General features: G+C 42.4%; 20 protein-coding genes. 12 read left to right on the top strand and 8 right to left on the bottom strand.

Features of this window, described 5'->3' with window-relative positions:
• Positions 1-2 precede the first annotated feature (2 nt).
• From VS868_RS09385 to VS868_RS09335, 11 genes are all read left to right on the top strand, one after another.
• Positions 3-614 (top strand): TIGR04282 family arsenosugar biosynthesis glycosyltransferase, encoded by a 612-nt coding sequence (locus tag VS868_RS09385; protein ID WP_345596979.1) that lies wholly within the window; start codon positions 3-5, stop codon positions 612-614.
• 10 nt (positions 615-624) lie between these two features.
• Positions 625-1,185 (top strand): peptide-methionine (R)-S-oxide reductase MsrB, encoded by a 561-nt coding sequence (msrB, locus tag VS868_RS09380; protein ID WP_345596977.1) that lies wholly within the window; start codon positions 625-627, stop codon positions 1,183-1,185.
• 10 nt (positions 1,186-1,195) lie between these two features.
• On the top strand, positions 1,196-2,026 hold the full coding sequence (locus VS868_RS09375) for a purine-nucleoside phosphorylase (protein ID WP_266069395.1): 831 nt from the start codon (positions 1,196-1,198) through the stop codon (positions 2,024-2,026).
• Entirely contained in the window at positions 2,026-3,324 is a 1,299-nt protein-coding gene (locus VS868_RS09370) for an FAD/NAD(P)-binding oxidoreductase (RefSeq protein ID WP_345596975.1), read from the top strand. The genes VS868_RS09375 and VS868_RS09370 overlap by 1 nt, the downstream gene beginning before the upstream one ends.
• 38 nt (positions 3,325-3,362) lie before the next feature.
• The gene (locus VS868_RS09365; RefSeq protein WP_266069397.1) at positions 3,363-4,940 is read left to right on the top strand and encodes a 4Fe-4S dicluster domain-containing protein; all 1,578 of its coding nucleotides are present in this window, start codon (positions 3,363-3,365) and stop codon (positions 4,938-4,940) included.
• A 146-nt stretch (positions 4,941-5,086) separates the two neighbouring features.
• Positions 5,087-5,776, top strand: a complete 690-nt coding sequence (locus VS868_RS09360; RefSeq protein WP_345596972.1) for a glycosyltransferase family 2 protein — start codon at positions 5,087-5,089, stop codon at positions 5,774-5,776.
• On the top strand, positions 5,776-7,278 hold the full coding sequence (locus VS868_RS09355; RefSeq protein ID WP_266069399.1) for a cellulose synthase family protein: 1,503 nt from the start codon (positions 5,776-5,778) through the stop codon (positions 7,276-7,278). Before VS868_RS09360 ends, VS868_RS09355 begins: the two co-directional genes overlap by 1 nt.
• Positions 7,279-7,346: 68 nt before the next feature.
• The gene (locus VS868_RS09350) at positions 7,347-7,592 is read left to right on the top strand and encodes an AbrB/MazE/SpoVT family DNA-binding domain-containing protein (protein WP_266069401.1); all 246 of its coding nucleotides are present in this window, start codon (positions 7,347-7,349) and stop codon (positions 7,590-7,592) included.
• Positions 7,583-7,906, top strand: a complete 324-nt coding sequence (locus VS868_RS09345; protein ID WP_266069402.1) for a type II toxin-antitoxin system PemK/MazF family toxin — start codon at positions 7,583-7,585, stop codon at positions 7,904-7,906. The genes VS868_RS09350 and VS868_RS09345 overlap by 10 nt, the downstream gene beginning before the upstream one ends.
• A 73-nt stretch (positions 7,907-7,979) precedes the next feature.
• On the top strand, positions 7,980-9,326 hold the full coding sequence (gene mptB / locus VS868_RS09340) for a polyprenol phosphomannose-dependent alpha 1,6 mannosyltransferase MptB (RefSeq protein WP_266069403.1): 1,347 nt from the start codon (positions 7,980-7,982) through the stop codon (positions 9,324-9,326).
• A 164-nt stretch (positions 9,327-9,490) separates the two neighbouring features.
• The gene (locus VS868_RS09335) at positions 9,491-9,643 is read left to right on the top strand and encodes a hypothetical protein (RefSeq protein WP_266069404.1); all 153 of its coding nucleotides are present in this window, start codon (positions 9,491-9,493) and stop codon (positions 9,641-9,643) included.
• A 500-nt stretch (positions 9,644-10,143) separates the two neighbouring features.
• Here VS868_RS09335 and VS868_RS09330 read toward each other — a convergent pair whose 3' ends face one another.
• The 8 genes from VS868_RS09330 to VS868_RS09295 form a co-directional block, all read right to left on the bottom strand.
• On the bottom strand, positions 10,144-11,115 hold the full coding sequence (locus VS868_RS09330; RefSeq protein WP_266069405.1) for a deoxyhypusine synthase family protein: 972 nt from the start codon (positions 11,113-11,115) through the stop codon (positions 10,144-10,146).
• Positions 11,108-11,983, bottom strand: a complete 876-nt coding sequence (gene speB / locus VS868_RS09325; protein ID WP_266069406.1) for an agmatinase — start codon at positions 11,981-11,983, stop codon at positions 11,108-11,110. Before speB ends, VS868_RS09330 begins: the two co-directional genes overlap by 8 nt.
• A 66-nt stretch (positions 11,984-12,049) precedes the next feature.
• A complete protein-coding gene (locus VS868_RS09320; protein WP_345596965.1) occupies positions 12,050-13,447 on the bottom strand; it encodes an arginine decarboxylase in 1,398 nt (465 codons plus the stop codon).
• A gap of 261 nt (positions 13,448-13,708) precedes the next feature.
• Entirely contained in the window at positions 13,709-14,617 is a 909-nt protein-coding gene (locus VS868_RS09315; protein WP_345596963.1) for a pseudouridine synthase, read from the bottom strand.
• 349 nt (positions 14,618-14,966) lie between these two features.
• Positions 14,967-15,872: a geranylgeranylglycerol-phosphate geranylgeranyltransferase gene (locus tag VS868_RS09310; protein ID WP_345596961.1), complete on the bottom strand. Its 906-nt coding sequence runs from the start codon at positions 15,870-15,872 to the stop codon at positions 14,967-14,969.
• A gap of 8 nt (positions 15,873-15,880) precedes the next feature.
• Positions 15,881-16,819 (bottom strand): mevalonate kinase, encoded by a 939-nt coding sequence (locus VS868_RS09305; protein WP_345596959.1) that lies wholly within the window; start codon positions 16,817-16,819, stop codon positions 15,881-15,883.
• Positions 16,820-16,843: 24 nt separating this feature from the next.
• Positions 16,844-17,095 carry a DUF2442 domain-containing protein gene (locus tag VS868_RS09300; protein ID WP_345596957.1) on the bottom strand — a complete coding sequence of 84 codons (252 nt, stop codon included), beginning with the start codon at positions 17,093-17,095 and terminating at the stop codon, positions 16,844-16,846.
• 72 nt (positions 17,096-17,167) lie between these two features.
• Positions 17,168-18,253 (bottom strand): diphosphomevalonate decarboxylase, encoded by a 1,086-nt coding sequence (locus VS868_RS09295; RefSeq protein ID WP_345596955.1) that lies wholly within the window; start codon positions 18,251-18,253, stop codon positions 17,168-17,170.
• Between the two features lie 77 nt (positions 18,254-18,330).
• Between VS868_RS09295 and VS868_RS09290 the strand changes: the two genes are divergently transcribed.
• On the top strand, positions 18,331-19,146 hold the full coding sequence (locus tag VS868_RS09290; RefSeq protein WP_345596953.1) for an SDR family oxidoreductase: 816 nt from the start codon (positions 18,331-18,333) through the stop codon (positions 19,144-19,146).
• The last annotated feature ends 3 nt before the right edge of the window (positions 19,147-19,149 follow it).

Below are 19,149 nucleotides of genomic sequence, written 5' to 3'. Positions count from 1 at the left end.
TTATGAAAGAAAAAACCGATGAATTGCTTCTCATTTTTACCCGAAATCCGGAGAAAGGCAAGGTCAAAAAACGCCTTGCGCAAAGTATTGGAGACGATGCAGCTTTAAAAGTTTACAACTATCTCCTTCAGCATACTGTGACCATTACACAGCCACTTCCGGTAGAAAAGTGGGTATATTATTCTGAAGCCCTTCCGGAGAATGATATTTGGAACAAAGAATTTTTCAGAAAAAAACTTCAGCAGGGTCAGGATCTGGGACAGCGTATGGAGCAGGCTTTTTCCGAAGCATTTAAAGCAGGATTTAAAAAAGTGGTGATCATTGGAAGCGATCTTTTTGATATTGAAAAAGAAGACCTGAAAATGGCATTTTTGACACTTAAAGATCACGAATATGTAGTGGGGCCGGCCCAGGATGGAGGCTATTTCCTGCTCGGCATGAAAAAACCCACTCCGCAACTCTTCAGAAATAAAGACTGGAGCACCAGCCGGGTTCTTGATCAAACCTTTAGCGACCTGGAGCAGGAAAAGCTAAAGCTGTTGCCGGTACGCAACGATATTGATACTTTTGAAGATATGCGCAGCCATCCTGAACTAGTGAAATTGATTGATTAAAAACAATGATATGAAGAAGATGAAGATTTTAAGTTTTTTAATTGCAGCGGTTTTGACCCTTGCCTGCAACGACGGGAAGAAAACCGAAAAAGGCGCCACCCTTATGACCCAGGTCGAGGAAGTGCCTGTACAAACCCAAAATTATGATTCGGTTAAGGCCGATACCATTGAGGTGGGAAATGTCACCCGATCTAAAGCAGAATGGAAACAGCTGCTCTCTCCCGAAGAATACGAAATTTTACGCGAAGCAGGCACAGAACCGGCATTTCGCAACGTCTATTACAACAACAAAAAGCAGGGAATTTACTACTGTGGCGGCTGTAATTTACCGCTGTACAGCTCTAATACAAAATTTGATTCAGGCACAGGCTGGCCCAGCTTTTATGCTCCTATAGATTCAAAACTCGTGAAGCGAAAGATAGATCGCCGCTACGGAATGGAGCGCGTAGAAGTGGTGTGCGCCCAGTGCGATTCTCACCTGGGACACATTTTTCCTTACGAGGGAGTACCAACAGAAGAGCGACATTGCCTGAATTCGCTGGCGCTCGACTTTAAACAAATGGATATTTAAAAAATAATCAATGCTCAAAGATTTAGAACATACTACAGAATTTCTTGAGGCCAGGGGCTTCGATAAACCCGAAATAGGGATCATTCTGGGAACAGGATTGGGGAAATTAATTGATGAACTGGAAATAATTTCAGAAGTCAGTTATAATCACATTCCAGGTTTTCCTACAGCAACAGTGGAATTCCACAAAGGAAAACTCATTTTTGGGAAGCTCGACGATAAAAAAGTGGTGGTAATGCAGGGGCGTTTCCACATTTATGAAGGTTATTCAATGTGGGACGTAACTTTTCCGGTTAGGGTTATGAAACGCCTGGGGATCAAAAAACTGCTCATTTCAAACGCAGCAGGTTCTTTGAATCCTGAGTTCAAGAAGGGAGAGATCATGCTTATCGACGATCATATCAACCTGCAGGGCGGTTCTCCTTTGGCTTTTAGGGGTGTTGAACAACTGGGCACGCGCTTTACAGATATGAGTGCCCCTTACGATCAACAAAGCGGCCGAATCATGCAGGAAATCGCCAAAGAACACGGCTTTCCACTGCACAAAGGAGTTTACGCTGCAGTTGTGGGGCCTCAGCTCGAAACCCGCGCCGAGTATCGCTATTTGCGCACCATTGGAGCCGATGCCGTAGGAATGAGCACAGTGCCCGAAGTTATTGTGGCGAACCATCTTAAAATACCCATTGCCGCAGTCTCTGTATTGACCGATGAAGGAAATCCCGACGATCTGAAACCAGTGAATATTCAGGATATCATTGAGACCGCCGGAAATGCCGAACCTATGATGATCACGCTATTTAGAGAACTTATTAAACGCATAGAACTTAAGCCGGCAGAATAATGTCAACTACAGAACATGTGGTCATAATTGGAAACGGCGTGGCCGGCATCACTGCTGCACGTCACATTCGCCGGATTTCTAATAAAAAGATCACGGTGATCTCTGCGGAAAGTGACTACTTCTTTTCGCGTACCGCCCTGATGTACGTATACATGGGCCACATGAAATGGGAACACCTGAAGCCTTATGAAGACTGGTTTTGGGAGGAGAACCGCATTGAGCTGAAGCAGGCGTATGTCGAGAAAATAGAAGCCTCTTCAAAAATGCTATTTTTGAGAGGTGGTGAAAAAATGTCTTACGATCAGCTAATCCTTGCCACCGGCTCTGTCCCACGATTTCTGGGGTGGGATGAGGAAGAACTCAAAGGCGTACAGGGACTGGTTTCAAAACAAGACCTGGAGCTGCTGGAAGAGAACACCCGGAATTGCAAAAGTGCAGTGATCGTTGGCGGCGGACTCATAGGAGTGGAACTGGCCGAAATGCTCCACACCCGCAAAATTCCTGTGACCATGCTCATTCGGGAAAAAGCTTTTTGGCAAAATGTCCTGCCCATTGAAGATGCCCAGTTGATCTCCCGGCACATAGAAAGCCATGGGATTGTTTTAAAACACGAAACTGAGCTTAAGAAGATTAACGGCTCCAACGGAAAAGTGACTTCTATAGAAACCTCCTCGGAAGAAGAGCTCACGTGCGATCTGCTGGGGATTTCGGTAGGTGTCAAGCCAAATATTAGCTTTTTGAAAGGGTCAGAAATTGAAACCGATCGCGGAATTCTTGTTGATGCTAATCTACAAACAAACCTTCCTAACGTTTATGCGATTGGAGATTGTGCACAACACCGGCAGCCCACAACGGGCAGAAAAGATATTGAAGCCGTATGGTACACCGCCCGAATGATGGGAGAAACCGTGGCGCAGACCATCTGCGGAAAGCCATTTGCTTATAAGCCCGGTCACTGGTTCAACAGTGCGAAATTCTTTGACATCGAGTATCAAACCTACGGAAATGTGAGTGCAAACCCCGGAGAGGCAGAACAACATTTTCACTGGCAGCATAAAGATGGTGAGAAGGCTATAACCATTGCCTTTGACCCCGGAACCAATCAATTCCTCGGAATTAACACTTTTGGAATCAGGATGCGACATGAAGTCTTTGACCGCTGGCTAACAGAGGAACGGGATCTTGAATATGTCCTGTCACACCTTCGCGAAGCCAATTTCGATCCCGAATTTTACGATCACCACGAGAAGGAGATTTTTAGTAGTTTTAAAAAGAATATGATAAACAGCCACACCTAACAGGTTTTAAAAACCTGTTAGGTGTCAAATTCCTACAAATGTCCACAGCCCAAAATAACATGTCTCTTTCCGGAGAACCACCCGCAACACTCTCCACTACTCAAAAAGTAGCCACCGGCTTCGGTTGGACAGGCGTATTTATTTTGGCCCTGGCCCTTTTCAACTTGCAACTGCCTTCAGTTTTTCTTTACTCGGCTATCGGGCTGATTGGATTGGGAGTGATCATTTTTGCAAATGATCTTTACCTGGGGAAATCGGCAGGAGTGAAGAACGACGGCATCTGGTTCAGGTCAATGACCGCTCGCGGCATCCTCGCGTGGGGAACGGGAATAATCCTCACTTTGTTCTACATCGTGTTATACTGGTTTCCGCAGTACCTGGGCTACAATTCCGATGGCGCCAACAGCGGACTCGTAGCTCTATTCGATCCGCTTAGCAGGTTGATCAGCGGTCATGCTGCGAGTCAGTGGTTTGTTTACGGCACTTTATACACCCTTGCCATCCTCGCCTTTGGGTATAAGTTTTTGCTGAAGTACCGCCACAATAAGTATGAAGTGCTCCGTACCTGGTCTGTAATGTTCTTTCAGCTGGGATTCGCGTTCCTTATTCCGGAGATCCTCATGCGGCTCAATCAGCCGTATTTTAATCCGGTAAACATCTGGCCACTGAATTATGACCTTTTTGCGGGGTATAAATTATCAGAATTCTTTTCTGCCGGAAATATTGGCCTGCTCATGCTCTTCTTCGGAATAGCTTCTATTTTTGTTATCACTCCCATCCTCACCTATTTCTACGGAAAAAGATGGTATTGCTCCTGGGTTTGCGGCTGCGGCGGACTCGCAGAAACTGCCGGCGATTCTTACCGGCATTTATCAGATAAAAGCAGGGCAACATGGAAATTTGAACGCTATATCATTCACACCGTTCTGGTGCTCGTGGTGGTAATGACCATTGCAGTAGTTTACTCTTTCCTGAATGAGAATCCAGATCAATTCTGGTTAAACAAAAATGTTTTTCTAATGGGATCAGCAGCATTTCTGGTCCTGCTTTTTGGGCTCATTTGGATATTCAAAAGACACAGGCTGGCAAAAGATGCCAAAAAAGGTGCAATTATCTCCCTCAGCATTGTTCTGGCCATTATCGCTGCATTTTACTTCAGCGGAATGACCTACGGTTACCTGCTAAGGCAATGGTATGGCTTCCTGATTGGCGCGGCTTTTTCGGGAGTAATAGGGGTCGGTTTTTATCCAATTTTCGGAAATCGCGTATGGTGTAGGTTTGGCTGCCCAATGGCTGCGGTACTGGGGATGCAACAGCGCCTGTTCTCTAAATTCAGGATCACTACCAACGGCGGACAATGCATCTCCTGCGGAAATTGCTCCACCTATTGCGAAATGGGAATTGACGTGCGGGCATATGCTCAAAAAGGGGAAAACATCGTACGCTCCAGTTGTGTTGGCTGTGGGATTTGCAGTGCGGTTTGCCCACGGGGTGTTCTGAAATTAGAAAACGGATCCCTCGAAGGCAGGATCAACAGTGAAGCGGTGTTGCTGGGAAATGATGTTGATCTTCTGGATTTCATTCAGCAACAGAAAAAAGCAACACGGAAAAATTAAAGAAGTACCAAATTTTTACCTGCCGAAGCTTTTGCGTAGGCAGGCCAAGCACCAAATACAGAAATTCGATGCCATTCAAAATTTACAGAAATCTTGAATCTTAAATTTTGAACCCGAAATCTTGGAAGAATGATTTTCTTTGCATCATGCCTCAAATAAAAGTTATAATTCCGGCTTACAACGAAGCAGATTCAATCGGTCGTGTAGTCAGCGATATTCCTGAAATTGTTGACGAAGTGATCGTGGTGAGCAATAATTCCACAGATAACACAGAAGAAGTTGCCGAAAAAGCAGGAGCCACTGTGTTGCGTGAACCCCGAAAAGGTTACGGCTACGCCTGCTTAAAAGGAATGGATTACATTGCACAGCTCCCAAAAAAGCCTGAAATAATCATATTTTTAGATGGTGACTACAGCGACTTTCCGCAGGAACTGGAAAAGATCGTGGAGCCAATTATCCATAGAAATATTGATATGGTGATTGGAGCAAGGATCAAACGCTGGCGGGAGAAAGGCGCTATGACCTTTCCGCAGATCTTTGGGAACTGGCTCGCAACAAGCCTTATGAAGTTGTTCTTCAACGCACGGTTCACCGATCTTGGTCCGTTTAGGGCCATTAAATACGAAAAGCTGCTGGCTTTAAAAATGGAGGACAAAACCTACGGCTGGACGGTAGAAATGCAGCTAAAGGCTTTAAAAAAGAAGTACAGCTATGAAGAAGTACCGGTGCATTACCGCAACCGGATAGGGGTTTCAAAAGTTTCGGGTACTGTAAAAGGGGCTTTTATGGCCGGAGTCAAGATCCTTACATGGATCTTTAAATACAGTTTCAAATAATGGGAACGGCAATTTTAATAATTTTCGGGTTGTTAATGCTGGTAGTTTTCTTCTACAGCCTTTCCCTGCTGCACCTGCTCATCAACTTCCGCAGAAGCAAAAAACATAAAGATTCCTCTCAAAAATGGCATTTTTCAGACCCTTTTCAGATTCCTTTTGTCACGGTGCAACTTCCGCTTTACAACGATAAACCGGTGGTAGAACGGCTGCTTCGGAATATTTCAAAGCTGGATTATCCTCATGATAAATTACAAGTGCAGGTGCTGGACGATTCTACAGATGATTCGGCAGCTCTTACTACTGAAATAATTTCTGAATTAAGAGCTGAAGGTTTTCCAATTGAACATATCACCCGAACCCACAGGAAAGGCTTTAAAGCCGGAGCTCTTAAGGCCGGAATGGCCTCTGCAAAAGGGGAATTTATTGCCATTTTCGACTCCGATTTTCTTCCTAAACCCGATTGGCTAAAAAAAACTGTTCCTTATTTTAAAGATGATAGTTTGGGTGTAGTGCAGACCCGCTGGGGGCATCTCAATGAAGATTATTCGTTACTCACTAGATTGCAGGCTTTCCTGCTGGACTACCACTTTATCCTGGAGCAAACCGGGCGCAACTTCGGAAAACATTTTATCAACTTCAACGGGACTGCAGGAATCTGGCGAAAAAGCTGCATTCTTGATGCCGGAAACTGGGAGGGCGATACCCTCACCGAAGACCTGGACCTGAGTTACAGAGCCCAGCTCAAAGGCTGGAATTTTAAATACCTTAAAGAGGTAGTAACTCCGGCCGAATTACCCATTACTATCGAAGCAGCACGTTCCCAACAATTCCGGTGGAACAAAGGGGCAGCAGAGAATTTTCAGAAAAATTACAGGAAAGTATTAAAGGACAAAAACGCCACTTTTGGCACCCGCGTCCACAGTTTTTTTCACCTTTTGAACAGCAGCTTTTTTTTCGTGGTGCTGTTAATGGGAATCATTAGTATCCCGGTGCTCTTTTTACTCGATAATCCCTCCTACTCCGAAATTTTGACCGGGATGACCGTCTTCATTTTAAGCCCTGTCATTTTTTTTGTCACTTATTACGCAGCTTACCGGGAACTGCATAAAGATCAACAGCTCTCGATATTCAGGTTTACCGGCCTGTTCTTTACGTTCTTTTCTATTGCCATGGGGCTTTCCCTGCACAATAGCATCGCCATTCTGGAAGGACATTTTGGAAAAAAGAGTGAATTTATCAGGACTCCCAAGTTCAATCTCGGCAACAAGTCGGGTGCAGCTTTAAAGCAGCCGGTGAAGATCACTTTTCAATTGATCCTGGAGATTCTGTTGATGCTGTTATTTGCCTTCGGAATTTTTTCTTCTTTCAGGATTGGAAATTACAGCCTGCTCCCGTTCCATTTAATGATGTTCTTCGGGTTTTCGTATGTGGTCTTGGCTTCTTTGAATGTAGAACTCTTTCGGGGTAAAAAATCAGACCTCACAGGTTTTCAAAACCTGTGAGGTTTAGTGAGGACACATAATTATAATTTCAGTAAAAAGTAATAACTTTGTACTTACAAATTTGTTTTATGGAAACTCCAATTATTAAAATCGGGAATTCCAAAGGTCTTAGATTAAGTAAGACTATTTTGGATAAATATCAGATCAAAGAAAAAGTAGAATTGATTCTTGAAGAAGGACAGATCATCCTGCGCCCTATGGAGTCTCCGAGGAAAGATTGGGAAGAGAAATTTAGAGAAATGGCAAATCAACAGGACGATGAATTGCTTATCGATGATGTATTTGATGATGAAAATTTCGAAGAATGGAGCTAAACCAATATTCCGTTATTCTGGTAAACCTCGATCCAACACTTGGAAGTGAAATCAAAAAAACCAGGCCTTGTGTTATTCTTTCACCCAATGAAATGAATAAATATTTACGAACTATTGTCATAGCACCGATGACCACTAACATTAAGAAATATCCAACAAGAGTACCAGTTAGAGTGGATAATAAAAAAGGGATGATAGCAATAGACCAGATCAGGACGGTTGACAGACAAAGAATTATTAGAGTGCTTGATTCTCTGAGCAAATCTGAAATACAGAAATGCAAAGAGGTACTTAAAGAGACATTTGTGGATTAATGTTTCGAGTACCCTTAAATATTACACTTGGGAGACCTAACAGGTTTTCAAAACCTGTTAGGTCTGGTAAGGAATGAAGAATTTTATAAACCTCCACAAAATCCCGCTCCTCATTTTCCTCAGTTGCTGTGCCTTTTACCTAGCCTTCGCCTACGACCTGGAAAGAACCGACTTTTTTAAATTTTTGACCCTCTGGGGCGGACTTTTCTTTTTGAGCTGGAAATTCTTCCAGATGCAGCGGTATAACTGGAAGATCCTTTTAACTGCCGCAATTATTTTTCGCCTGCTGTTCCTGATTGCTGCTCCCAATCTATCTCAGGATTTCTTTAGATTTATCTGGGACGGCAGGCTATTGCTGGAAGGAATAAATCCTTATTTAATGACTCCTGCTGAATACTTTTCTTCAGGAGATTTACCATTTTCAGGAGCGCAGGAACTTTATGAAGGCATGGGCAGCCTTAGTGCTGGGAATCCGACTAATTATCCGCCGCTCAACCAGCTTTTCTTTGCACTGGCTTCACTTTTGGGCGGAAATAGCATCCTGGGCTCAATTATCTGGCTTCGGATCTTCATTATCGCTGCTGATATCGGGATCTTTTACTTCGGAAGAAAACTGCTGAGAAACCTCAAGCTTCCTGAAAACAATATTTTTCTCTATCTGCTCAATCCGCTCATCATCATTGAACTCACCGGAAATCTTCATTTTGAAGGTGTCATGCTGTTCTTTCTCCTGGCTGCACTCTATTTACTACAGTGTCAAAAATGGCTTTTTAGCGCCCTCTTCTTTTCCTGCTCCATTGCGGTAAAATTGATCCCGCTTATTTTTCTGCCTCTACTTATCAGGAAGCTTGGGTGGAAAAAAGCTTTAGGTTATTATGCAGCCACAGGTATAATCTTACTTCTCATCTTCCTGCCTTTTCTTTCGGGTGTATTTGCAGAGAATTTCTTCAGCAGCATAAATCTCTGGTTTCAGAAGTTTGAGTTTAATGCGAGTATTTATTACCTCATCAGGTGGATAGGTTATGAGGTTGAAGGTTATAATATTATTGGATATGCCGGACCTGCACTCGCGGGCGTGGTGTTTGTTTCGATCCTACTTATGGCCATTTTAGAACGGAATCACAAAATGCGAGGTTTACTCACCAGTATAATGTTTAGCATGGTGATCTATTTGTTGCTGGCCACCACCGTACATCCATGGTACCTGGCCACTCCGTTGCTACTCTCTGTTTTTACCCGATACAAATTTATGCAGGTATGGAGCCTGATGGTGGTGCTGAGTTATTTTGCTTACTCGCAACCGGATTTTGAAGAGAATTTGTGGTTTATCACAGTTGAATATGTCGTGGTATTCGGGGTGATGTTTTATGAAATTTTCGGGCATAAAAATGTAAAATTTCCCGCTGATCTCGCAGATTGATGCAGATGAAGACGTGATAATTTCACGCAAAGGGCGCAAAGATTTTCCGCAGAGAACGCAAAAAATTAGTGTTTAGTGATCAGTAAATAATTCTCCCGATTCACACTAAGCTCACCAGGAGCAAAAGAAGATCACAGAAAATTTGAGTAACAAAATGTGCCAACATGAAAGAAAATATTCGGGTATTCGTGGCAAAACAAGTTACTCATTTCCCGCTAGAATACTACCTCTCGACTCCGCTCGAGGAGACAGCTAAAGAATTATCTGTGCATCCGTGGCAAAAACATTTCGAAAATGTGAAAAATGTTTCCCGCTGATCTCGCAGATTGATGCAGATGAAGACTTGATAATTTCACGCAAAGGGCGCAAAAAATTAGTGATCAGTGATCAGTAAATAATTCTCCCGATTCACACTAAGCTCACTAGGAGCAAAAAGAAGATCACAGAGAATTTGAGTAACAAAAAGTGCCGACATGAAAAAAATATTCGGGTATTCGTGGCAAAATAATTTACTCATTCCCCACTAGAATACTACCTCTCGACTCCGCTCGAGGAGACAGCTAAAGAATTATCTGTGCATCCGTGGCAAAAACATTTCGAAAATGTGAAAAATGTTTCCCGCTGATCTCGCAGATTGACGCAGATGAAGACTTGATAATTTCACGCAAAGCTCACTAAGATTTGAAAAGAAGAGCACGAAGAAAATGAGTGAAGAAGATTCAGAAGAAAAGTCCCCCTTCGGGAGATTTAGGGGGCTAAAAAAACTCCGAAGGCATTGCTGCTTCCGGAGTTGAATAATTATTCTTAGATCTTGTTGTTACCAGCCTAAAAGGTAGGCAAACACAAGAGGTGCCACAATTGTAGCATCACTTTCGATAATGAACTTAGGTGTGTCTTTATCGAGTTTTCCCCAGGTGATCTTTTCATTGGGTACAGCACCGGAATAACTTCCGTAGCTGGTGGTAGAATCGGAGATCTGGCAAAAATAGCTCCAGAAAGGAATATCATGCATTTCCATATCCTGATATAACATTGGCACAACGCATATCGGGAAATCTCCCGCAATACCTCCACCAATCTGGAAGAAACCAACTCCTTTGTCGGTATTCTTCGTATACCAGTCGGCAATAAAGCCCATATATTCAATTCCAGATTTCATTGTGCTGGCTTTCAACTCGCCTTTCATTACGTAAGAAGCGAAAATGTTCCCCATCGTACTGTCTTCCCAGCCCGGAACCACCATTGGCAGGTTCTTTTCGGCTGCGGCATACATCCATGAATCCTTCAGGTCGATCTCATAGTACTCCTCCATCACTCCGCTGAGCAACAGCTTATACATATATTCATGCGGAAAATATCTTTCTCCGGCAGCTTCAGCATCCTTCCAGATCTTCACTATATGCTTCTGAATTCTTCGGAAAGCTTCCTCTTCAGGAATACAGGTATCGGTAACCCGGTTTAAACCGCGCTCCAACAGGTCCCATTCATCCTGCGCTGTAAGATCGCGATAATGAGGCACGCGCTCGTAATGTGTGTGTGCCACAAGATTCATCACATCCTCTTCCAGGTTAGCACCTGTACAGGAAATGAACTGCACCTTGTCCTGACGGATCATTTCAGCAAAACTTTTTCCAATCTCGGCAGTACTCATCGCACCAGCCAGGGTAACTAGCATTTTGTTCCCCTTATCAAGTTGCGCCTGATATCCTTTTGCGGCATCAACTAGAGCCGCTGAGTTAAAATGTTTAAAATGTTTTTCTATAAATTCCGTAACCGGTCCTTTACTCATCGTCTTCGTCTTCGTTATGATTTAAATATTTGAATTTGTAGCTCAACATTTTATAGTAAAGTTTAGCCGCAAGAAAGTCAGATGATCTTTCGTTTTCGTTCGGGTTAAGCTCTACAATGTCGAATCCTACCACATTCTTCTTTTTGAACATCAACTTTAAGAATTCCAGGGTTTCATACCAGAACATTCCACCCGGCTCGGGAGTTCCTGTGGAAGGCAAAATAGAAGGATCAAAAGCATCAAGATCAATAGTAATGAAAACGTTTGGCGTCATTTGCCCAATGGCATCATCCATCCAGTCCTCATAAAGATCGTGTGCCCAGTACACCTGATTTTCATCCATGTGATCCATTTCAGAAATATCCATAGACCTGATACCAACCTGGATAAGGTTAGTCTTTTTACTGGCTTCGTGTACAGCACAGGCATGGTTACAGGTTGTGCCTTCGTACTCTGGACGCAAATCGGCATGTGCATCGATCTGCACTACGGTAAGGTCTTCAAAGCTTTCGTTAAAAGCACGAATGGTTCCAATAGAAATTGAATGCTCGCCGCCAAAAATAGTAACGAATTTTTCCTGCTTAATGTAATTCTTTACGGTTTTGTGAACCGCTTCTACCATTTTCTCTGGAGACGAATCTTCGGTCACCGGCGGCGCAAGGTACACACCTTTTTTATAGACTTCAGTACGGGTCTCGATATCAAAGAGCTCCATATTCTCTGAAGCTTCCAGAAAAGCATCAGGGCCTTTATCGGCACCCTTACCCCAGGTACTTGTTCCGTCATAGGGAACCGGGATCAAAACTACTTTTGCGTCATCTAAGCGTGCATACTTGTCCGGAATGCCGGCGTAATTCTTTTTACTCATTTTATTAGCGATTGTTGTGTTCTAATTGCTTTAATTATATGTAGTTAAAAATATAAAAATTCCTGACTATTTCTCGTATCCGAGAATTTTTAGAAAATCCTGGGGTTCCTGCTGCTCGCTAAATAACCTGGTCTCCAGATTTCCGTCTTTGTCTCTGTTAATAAGGATCTGTTTTGGCTGCGGAATCAAACAGTGTTGCAAGCCGCCAAAACCGCCAATGGTATCCTGATAAGCACCGGTATTAAAAAAACCGATATACAATGGCTTTTCCCGTTTATACTTTGGGAGATAAATGGCGTTGGTGTTTTGCTCTGAGTTGTAATAATCATCACTATCACAGGTGAGACCTCCAAGTAATACCCGCTCATATTCATCATTCCACCGGTTTACGGCCAGCATGACGAACTTTTTGCTAATTGCCCAGGTATCGGGCAGGGTAGTAATAAAGGAAGAATTGATCATATTCCATTTTTCCCTGTCGTTTTGCTGCTTTTGGTAAAGGATCTCATAAATGGCACCCCCGCTTTCACCCACGGTAAAAGAACCAAACTCTGTAAATATGTGAGGTGGCTCAACTTCAGCTTCATCACAGGCAATCTTGATCTGGTTGACGATCTCTTCCACCATGTACTTGTAGTCATATTCAAAGTGAAGAGAGTTTTTCACCGGAAAACCGCCACCAATGTTCAGGCTATCCAGAGTAGGACAAATTCGCTTAAGGTTGATATAAACCCTGAGACACTTCAGTAATTCGTTCCAGTAATAAGCGGTATCGCGAATCCCGGTATTAATAAAAAAGTGAAGCATTTTAAGCTCTACCTGCTCATTATCTTTGATTTGCTTATTGAAAAAAGGCACAATGTTCTTATAGCCTATACCAAGCCTGGAGGTGTAAAACTCGAATTTTGGCTCTTCTTCCGAAGCAATCCTTATCCCAATTTTGTATTTCCCGTCAATAGCTTCAGAAAGCAGATCGATCTCTTCGTAATTGTCAATAATAGGAACACAATTCTTATGTCCGCCATTAATAAGGTTGGCAATATTTGTAATATACCCGTTCCTCTTAAAACCGTTACAAATCACATATGTATCATTAGTGATCTTCCCGTTCTTTTTAAGATTTTCAACTATATTGATATCTACGGCTGCCGAAGTTTCAATGTGAATATCATTCTTTAAGGCCTCATTGAGCACGTGCTCAAAATGAGAACTTTTGGTGCAGTAGCAATAGTTGTAAGTGCCGGGGTAATCGTGCTTTTTAAGAGCATCAAAAAACCAGTTTTTGGCTTTGTTTATATTTTCCGAAATCTTGGGAAGATAAGTGAATTTTAAGGGTGCACCGTATTCTTTAACGAGCTCCATGAGATCAATACCATGAAAATGCAGTTCACTTCCTTCTACCTTAAATTCTTCCTGGGGGAAATAATAAGTCTGGTCGATTAAATCGCTATACTTCGTATTCAATTTTTACGTAATAAAGTTTAAGGTTAAAAAGTAGAAATTATAAGCCAATGCTGAAAAAATAACGTGATAAAAGTTTGTTAAGGCTACAGAGGCCGGAAAGGTAATTTATTAAAAACCAATGGGATAATCCAAGTGGTGTTTCTTTCATCATTTTAGCTTAGCTAAAGCAAATGTATTAAAAAGCCGGAAAGTTGCAGGATTTTTTTTAATCTCCTTTTACAACTTTCCGGCTGGTCTTTTTTAGCTTTGAACTGGGTGATATCAGAGATTAGAAAGGTTGATCACCTCCTGCTGACTCAATACTCTCCAGTGGCCACGGGTAAGGTCTTTTTTGGTCAATCCGCCGTAGACTACACGGTCAAGTTTTACTATTTCGTACCCAAGACTTTTAAATATACGCTGCACAATATGGGCTTTAGTACTTTTAATTTCAAGGCCTACCTCCCTTTTTGGTTTGTTCTCCACATAACTCACTTCGGTGACTTTTGCAGTACCGTCTTCCAGGTTTACACCTTCTTTTATCTTCTGAAGATCATCATATGCCAAATCTTTATCCAGCTCAAGATGATATATTTGCCTTATCCCATTCTTTGGATTTGCAAGGTTCTTTGCCAGGGTACCATCGTTGGTAAACAGCAACAAACCTGTGGCCTGGGTATCCAGTTTCCCAACAGGAGTAAGCTTTGATTTTGAAGCATTTGCTACAAGATCCATCACCGTTCTGTTCTTTTTCTCAAGACTTCCGGTTACGTAAAAACCTTTAGGCTTGTTTAAAAGGATGTACTCAGGTTTTTCGGGGTTAACGCGGCGGCCGTCAAACTTCACCTCATCAGAGATCTGTACTTTGTGTCCCATTTCGGTCACCACTTTTCCATTTACCGTAACATTTCCGGCAGCAATATAGATATCGGCATCTCTCCTGGAGCAGATGCCAGAATTGGCAATATACTTATTCAGCCTCATCCCATCACTTTTTCCGGCCCCGCCCTGTTTCTTCTTTACGGGGGCATTGCCACGGGACATGTTCTTAGGATCCTTTTCATCTCGGCTTACCGGAGCATTTCCGCGGTAATGGGACTTGGTACGGCCAGCACCGCCCTGTCTTCCGCTACTCGTCTTATTGGAAGAGCGGTCTCCCCTGCTTCCGGATGACCTGTCATTTCTACTCATATAAAATAATTTTGTACAAAGATAGTGGTTTGTTAACAATATACTTGCAAGCCCAAAATTGAAAAGGAGATTTGAAGATTTGAAGATTATGAGAAAGAAATTCCAATATAAAATTTGAAGAGGATAAAATAAATTCCAAAGTGGTTAATTCGAAAATGGTTATCGGGGATTGAAAATTTTATAATCTCTCTGATCTGCAGGAAACTTAGGAATAACCTCTCGACTCCGCTTGAGGTGGCAACAGACAATAATCAAATATCAGCAAAAAGAAATTTGAGCTTTCTTCTCCGAACTCCAAGCTCCGAACTCCCGACTATTCAATATTCAATATACTTTATACAATATACATTTAAAAGACTCTGCTCAACAAGGCGTCCACATCAATTAAGAGTATACTGAATACCCCAGAGACGATTATAAATTTCAACAGGTTATGCAACAGCAAATACTGCCACTTTGCCCGACTAAAATAGAGGATCAAAAGAAAGAGAAGCAGCAAAGCCACAGCTCCATAGAAAAAGTAATACATTTTCCCTATTTCAAATGTGAAAATGAGGAAATATACCGGGATCATGGAGAGAAAGGTTAATACAGTGAGCAGGCCTTTACTCAGGTTTTCCCCATAAACTATAGGTATGGTTCTGTACCCCTGCACCAAATCTCCTTTCATATTCTCAAGATCCTTCACCATTTCCCGCATTAAAATGATGAGGTATAAAAAGGATGCATGCACGAGAATAACAGTATCGAAATTTTTATAGTAAAGAAAAACAGCAAAGAACGGGGTTATGGTTATTACAGATGCGACCAGGTTATTGATAAAAAGAATTTTCTTAAGCCGGTGCGAATAAAACCAGATCGCAAAAATGTAGAGAGAGAAAAAAACCACTGCCCTAAATGAGATATAACTGGCAAAGAATATCCCGAACATATTGAGCAAAAAGTACACTGAAAGCTTCGTCCGCTGACTCACAAACCTGTCCAGCATCGTCTTTTGCGGCCGATTAATGAGATCTTTTTCGCTGTCGTAAAAATTGTTGATGATATAACCCGAAGCCGCCACCGAAGCAGTTGCCAGCACCATAAAAAACAGGTTAGGATCAAAAAGCACGCGCCTTACCGGCAAATCGTGCGCAAGAATAAAAATAGAAGTGAGGTATTGGGCAATGACCAGCACCAGGATATTGTAGCCCCTAATAACCGAAATAAAGCTGAGAATCTTGAGCAGAAGCCGCTTTTTGGAAATAGAAGCCATAAATCGCTTTAGAAGTTGTAGACTACTTCCAGGCGGTAATCTTTTAATGCTTTTCTGGCCTTTTCAATATCTTCTGTAAACCCGAGAATGTAACCACCACCACCCGAGCCGCAAAGCTTGAGGTAGTATTCATTGGTCTCGATCCCATTCTTCCAGAGTTTATGGAATTGAGCCGGGATCATAGGTTTAAAATTGTCGAGTACAACGTGAGACAGCTTTTTCATGTTCCCAAAAAGGGATTTTACGTCACCCTTTAAGAAATCATCAACACAGGCATCTGTGTGTTTTACGAATTGATCTTTCAGCATTTTCCTGAAAGGTTCCTGCTTCATGTTCTCCATGAAAATGTTCACCATGGGAGCAGTCTCTCCAACAGAACCACTATCGAGAAGGAACACCGCACCTTTTCCATTTTGCGTTTGCGACGGAATTCCGGCAGGTTCAATATTGTCTTTAGAATTTATAAGAATTGGAATACTCAAATAAGAGTTCAAAGGATCCAGACCCGACGATTTTCCATGGAAGAAAGACTCCATTTCGCCAAATATCTTTTTCAGCTTTAAAAGCTTTTCCCGGGTAAGATTTTCGAGTACAGTGATCTTTTCTACTGCGTATTCATCGTAGATTGCAGCCACTAAAGCCCCACTACTTCCCACTCCATATCCCTGCGGAATACTGGAATCGAAGTACATTCCTTTTTCTATATCGGCCTTAAGTTCAGTAAAATTAAATTGAACAAGCTCCGGCATTTTCTCCTGCAGCTCCTCCAGGTAATCTGCAAATCGCTTTAAGCTTCTGTTCGACGCCTGTGCTGCTTCCGAAGGATCTTCATCAACTTTTAATGCCCCATTGTAGAAGTTATACGGAATAGACAAACCTTTGGAATCTTTGATGATCCCATATTCTCCGAAGAGTAAGATTTTAGAATAAAATAAAGGTCCTTTCATAGCGACTTGGTATTTTTTTCCTGGTTATGAGTTTAATATTCCGTGGGCAGAAAGATCTTCATCTACCCTCTTCCAATGCACCCCATAACCACCGGGAGAAATTGAAAAATCCAACAGCTCTTCTTGAGAAGCGTGGTATAATCTGGGATACCACTCCAAAGGAGCGCCAATCTCACCATCTTCTAAAGAAAAGAAAACTTTCTCATCCCTGAAGAATACATCCTTAATTTTTATGTTAGTCTTAACTGTTTTCAATTCTTTGAATCGGTAAGTCATAGAACATATTGCTGCAAAGATATACATTTAACTGAAATGTAATTCATTACCCTATATGATCTAAGTCAATTATCAGGCCATTTTCTTCGCGCCGCTGCCTACTCTGTCATTGATATACTGGCCGTTCTGGCAGAATTGTTTTAGTTCCGCTTCAATAAATTCCAGTGTTTCCTTCGCCTCTTTCTCCGGGAAAAGCAAATGAACATTCGCACCTGCATCAAGAGTAAAACACAAATGCAACCCGGTTTCTTCTCTAAACCTGAAAATTTTGTTGATAATCGCGAGTGTGTTGGGCTTCATGAGGAGAAAATACGGCTGACTCGTCATCATCATCGCATGCAGGGTTAAGGCTTCACTTTCCACCACTTTTATAAATTCTGAAAGATCACCACTTCGGAAGATCTTTTTCAGCTTATCAAGGTTGTCGTGCGCCTGCCTGAAGCGGGTTTCGGCATAAGGATGATCATTCATAAGATCATGGCCCAGCGTACTACTCACCTGCTTTTCATCTTTATCTACAAGCAAAATGGTATCGCGATAATTCCTGAAGTTGTCATGCACTTCATCCCGAAAAGGAACTCCGTATAGATCGCTGCTCCTGTAAATGTTATTATGCATGCCCCAAACTACAAGCTCTCCTTCAATGCTGCGACAGGCACTACCCGATCCCAGCCTTGCCAAAAATGAGCTTTTTCGGGTGAAATATTCTTCATCCATTTCGGGATCCAGTTGTCTTTCAAGACTCATAAGACAAAGTGCAAGGGCACTCATACCACTGGCCGAAGATGCAATTCCGCTGCTGTGGGGAAATGAATTCGAAGTTTCTATAGTAAATTCATAGTCTTTCAAAAATGGCAAATATGGCTCCACTCTTTGCATGAACTTCAGGATCTTTGGCCTGAAAGCATCTTTTTCATCCCCTTCAAAAAACAACCTGAAATAAAAATCAGCAGCAGGTTTTTGTTTCTTCTGAAACTTCAGTTTAGTGGTTGTACGGCATGAATTGAGCGTAAAACTAATCGACGGATTCGCCGGAATTTGATGTTCCAGCTTTCCCCAGTATTTTACGAGGGCAATGTTACTCGGGCTTTGCCAGGTTACCTCCCCCTGCTCTACCGTTACCGGGTAGGACTTCGGAATAAAATCTTTTTCGGTCATAGCACAAAGATAGATTTTCCTGCAAAAGCAAAAGCCGTTAAAAAATGCTATTTTAGAGAGGCAATAAAAAAAGAACTATGCCAAAGACGATCCTCATTACCGGTGCCTCCAGCGGAATTGGCCGCGCCACAGCAAAACTTTTTGCCCAAAAAGGCTGGAATGTTGCCGCGACCATGCGTTCTCCCGAAGAAGAAACTGAGTTAGGAGAAACCCCTAACCTTAAACTTTACAGGCTGGACGTGACAAAAAAGGAGCACCTGAAAAATATTATCTCACAGGTGGAAGACGATTTCACCTCTATAGATGTCCTGTTCAACAATGCCGGTTATGGCGCAGTGGGCGCTTTTGAGAAATCTTCAGAAGAGGATGTACTCAACCAGTTTAAGGTGAATATTTTTGGCGTGATGGATCTTACCCGCCAGTTTATCCCTTATTTTAAGCAGAAAGGGGAAGGCATGATCATCAACACTTCCTCTGTGGTGGGCAGGTTTACTATTCCGCTGTACAGTTTATACTGCTCCAGTAAGTGGGCGCTTGAAGGTTTTACTGAAGCTTTACAGTATGAGCTAAAGCAGTTCAACATCAAAGTGAAAATGATAGAACCGGCCGCTATTAAAACAGATTTTCATGGGCGTTCCCTTAAGACCTTTGAAAATGAAGATGTGAAAGGCTATGACAAAATGGAGAAGAACATTCTCAGCGGAATGAAGAAAAGAAATGAAAAAGCACCCGGGCCCGAGGTAGTTGCAGGTACTGTCTTTAAAGCCGCTACAGATGGCAGCCAAAAATTAAGATATCCTGCCGGAAAAGGTGCCAGGGCAGTACTCATCGCCCGAAAGCTCCTACCCACTTCCTGGTTCAATAAAATAGTTTTTAAACAGCAGAATCGGTAGTCA

This window comes from Salinimicrobium sp. 3283s (genome assembly GCF_039602225.1).
Taxonomy (GTDB): Bacteria; Bacteroidota; Bacteroidia; order Flavobacteriales; family Flavobacteriaceae; genus Salinimicrobium; species Salinimicrobium profundisediminis.
The sequence above is the reverse complement of the archived record's forward strand: the minus strand, read 5'-3'. Positions and strand labels throughout refer to the sequence as shown.

Coding starts and splice junctions, on each gene's coding strand:
- VS868_RS09290 (WP_345596953.1), top strand. CDS start 18,331: ATGCCAAAGACGATCCTCATTACCGGTGCCTCCAGCGGAATTGGCCGC.
- VS868_RS09360 (WP_345596972.1), top strand. CDS start 5,087: ATGCCTCAAATAAAAGTTATAATTCCGGCTTACAACGAAGCAGATTCA.
- VS868_RS09355 (WP_266069399.1), top strand. CDS start 5,776: ATGGGAACGGCAATTTTAATAATTTTCGGGTTGTTAATGCTGGTAGTT.
- VS868_RS09365 (WP_266069397.1), top strand. CDS start 3,363: ATGTCCACAGCCCAAAATAACATGTCTCTTTCCGGAGAACCACCCGCA.
- VS868_RS09330 (WP_266069405.1), bottom strand. CDS start 11,115: ATGAGTAAAGGACCGGTTACGGAATTTATAGAAAAACATTTTAAACAT.
- VS868_RS09345 (WP_266069402.1), top strand. CDS start 7,583: ATGGAGCTAAACCAATATTCCGTTATTCTGGTAAACCTCGATCCAACA.
- VS868_RS09385 (WP_345596979.1), top strand. CDS start 3: ATGAAAGAAAAAACCGATGAATTGCTTCTCATTTTTACCCGAAATCCG.
- VS868_RS09335 (WP_266069404.1), top strand. CDS start 9,491: ATGAAAGAAAATATTCGGGTATTCGTGGCAAAACAAGTTACTCATTTC.
- mptB (WP_266069403.1), top strand. CDS start 7,980: ATGAAGAATTTTATAAACCTCCACAAAATCCCGCTCCTCATTTTCCTC.
- VS868_RS09370 (WP_345596975.1), top strand. CDS start 2,026: ATGTCAACTACAGAACATGTGGTCATAATTGGAAACGGCGTGGCCGGC.
- msrB (WP_345596977.1), top strand. CDS start 625: ATGAAGAAGATGAAGATTTTAAGTTTTTTAATTGCAGCGGTTTTGACC.
- VS868_RS09310 (WP_345596961.1), bottom strand. CDS start 15,872: ATGGCTTCTATTTCCAAAAAGCGGCTTCTGCTCAAGATTCTCAGCTTT.
- VS868_RS09375 (WP_266069395.1), top strand. CDS start 1,196: ATGCTCAAAGATTTAGAACATACTACAGAATTTCTTGAGGCCAGGGGC.
- speB (WP_266069406.1), bottom strand. CDS start 11,983: ATGAGTAAAAAGAATTACGCCGGCATTCCGGACAAGTATGCACGCTTA.
- VS868_RS09300 (WP_345596957.1), bottom strand. CDS start 17,095: ATGACTTACCGATTCAAAGAATTGAAAACAGTTAAGACTAACATAAAA.
- VS868_RS09315 (WP_345596963.1), bottom strand. CDS start 14,617: ATGAGTAGAAATGACAGGTCATCCGGAAGCAGGGGAGACCGCTCTTCC.
- VS868_RS09305 (WP_345596959.1), bottom strand. CDS start 16,819: ATGAAAGGACCTTTATTTTATTCTAAAATCTTACTCTTCGGAGAATAT.
- VS868_RS09350 (WP_266069401.1), top strand. CDS start 7,347: ATGGAAACTCCAATTATTAAAATCGGGAATTCCAAAGGTCTTAGATTA.
- VS868_RS09295 (WP_345596955.1), bottom strand. CDS start 18,253: ATGACCGAAAAAGATTTTATTCCGAAGTCCTACCCGGTAACGGTAGAG.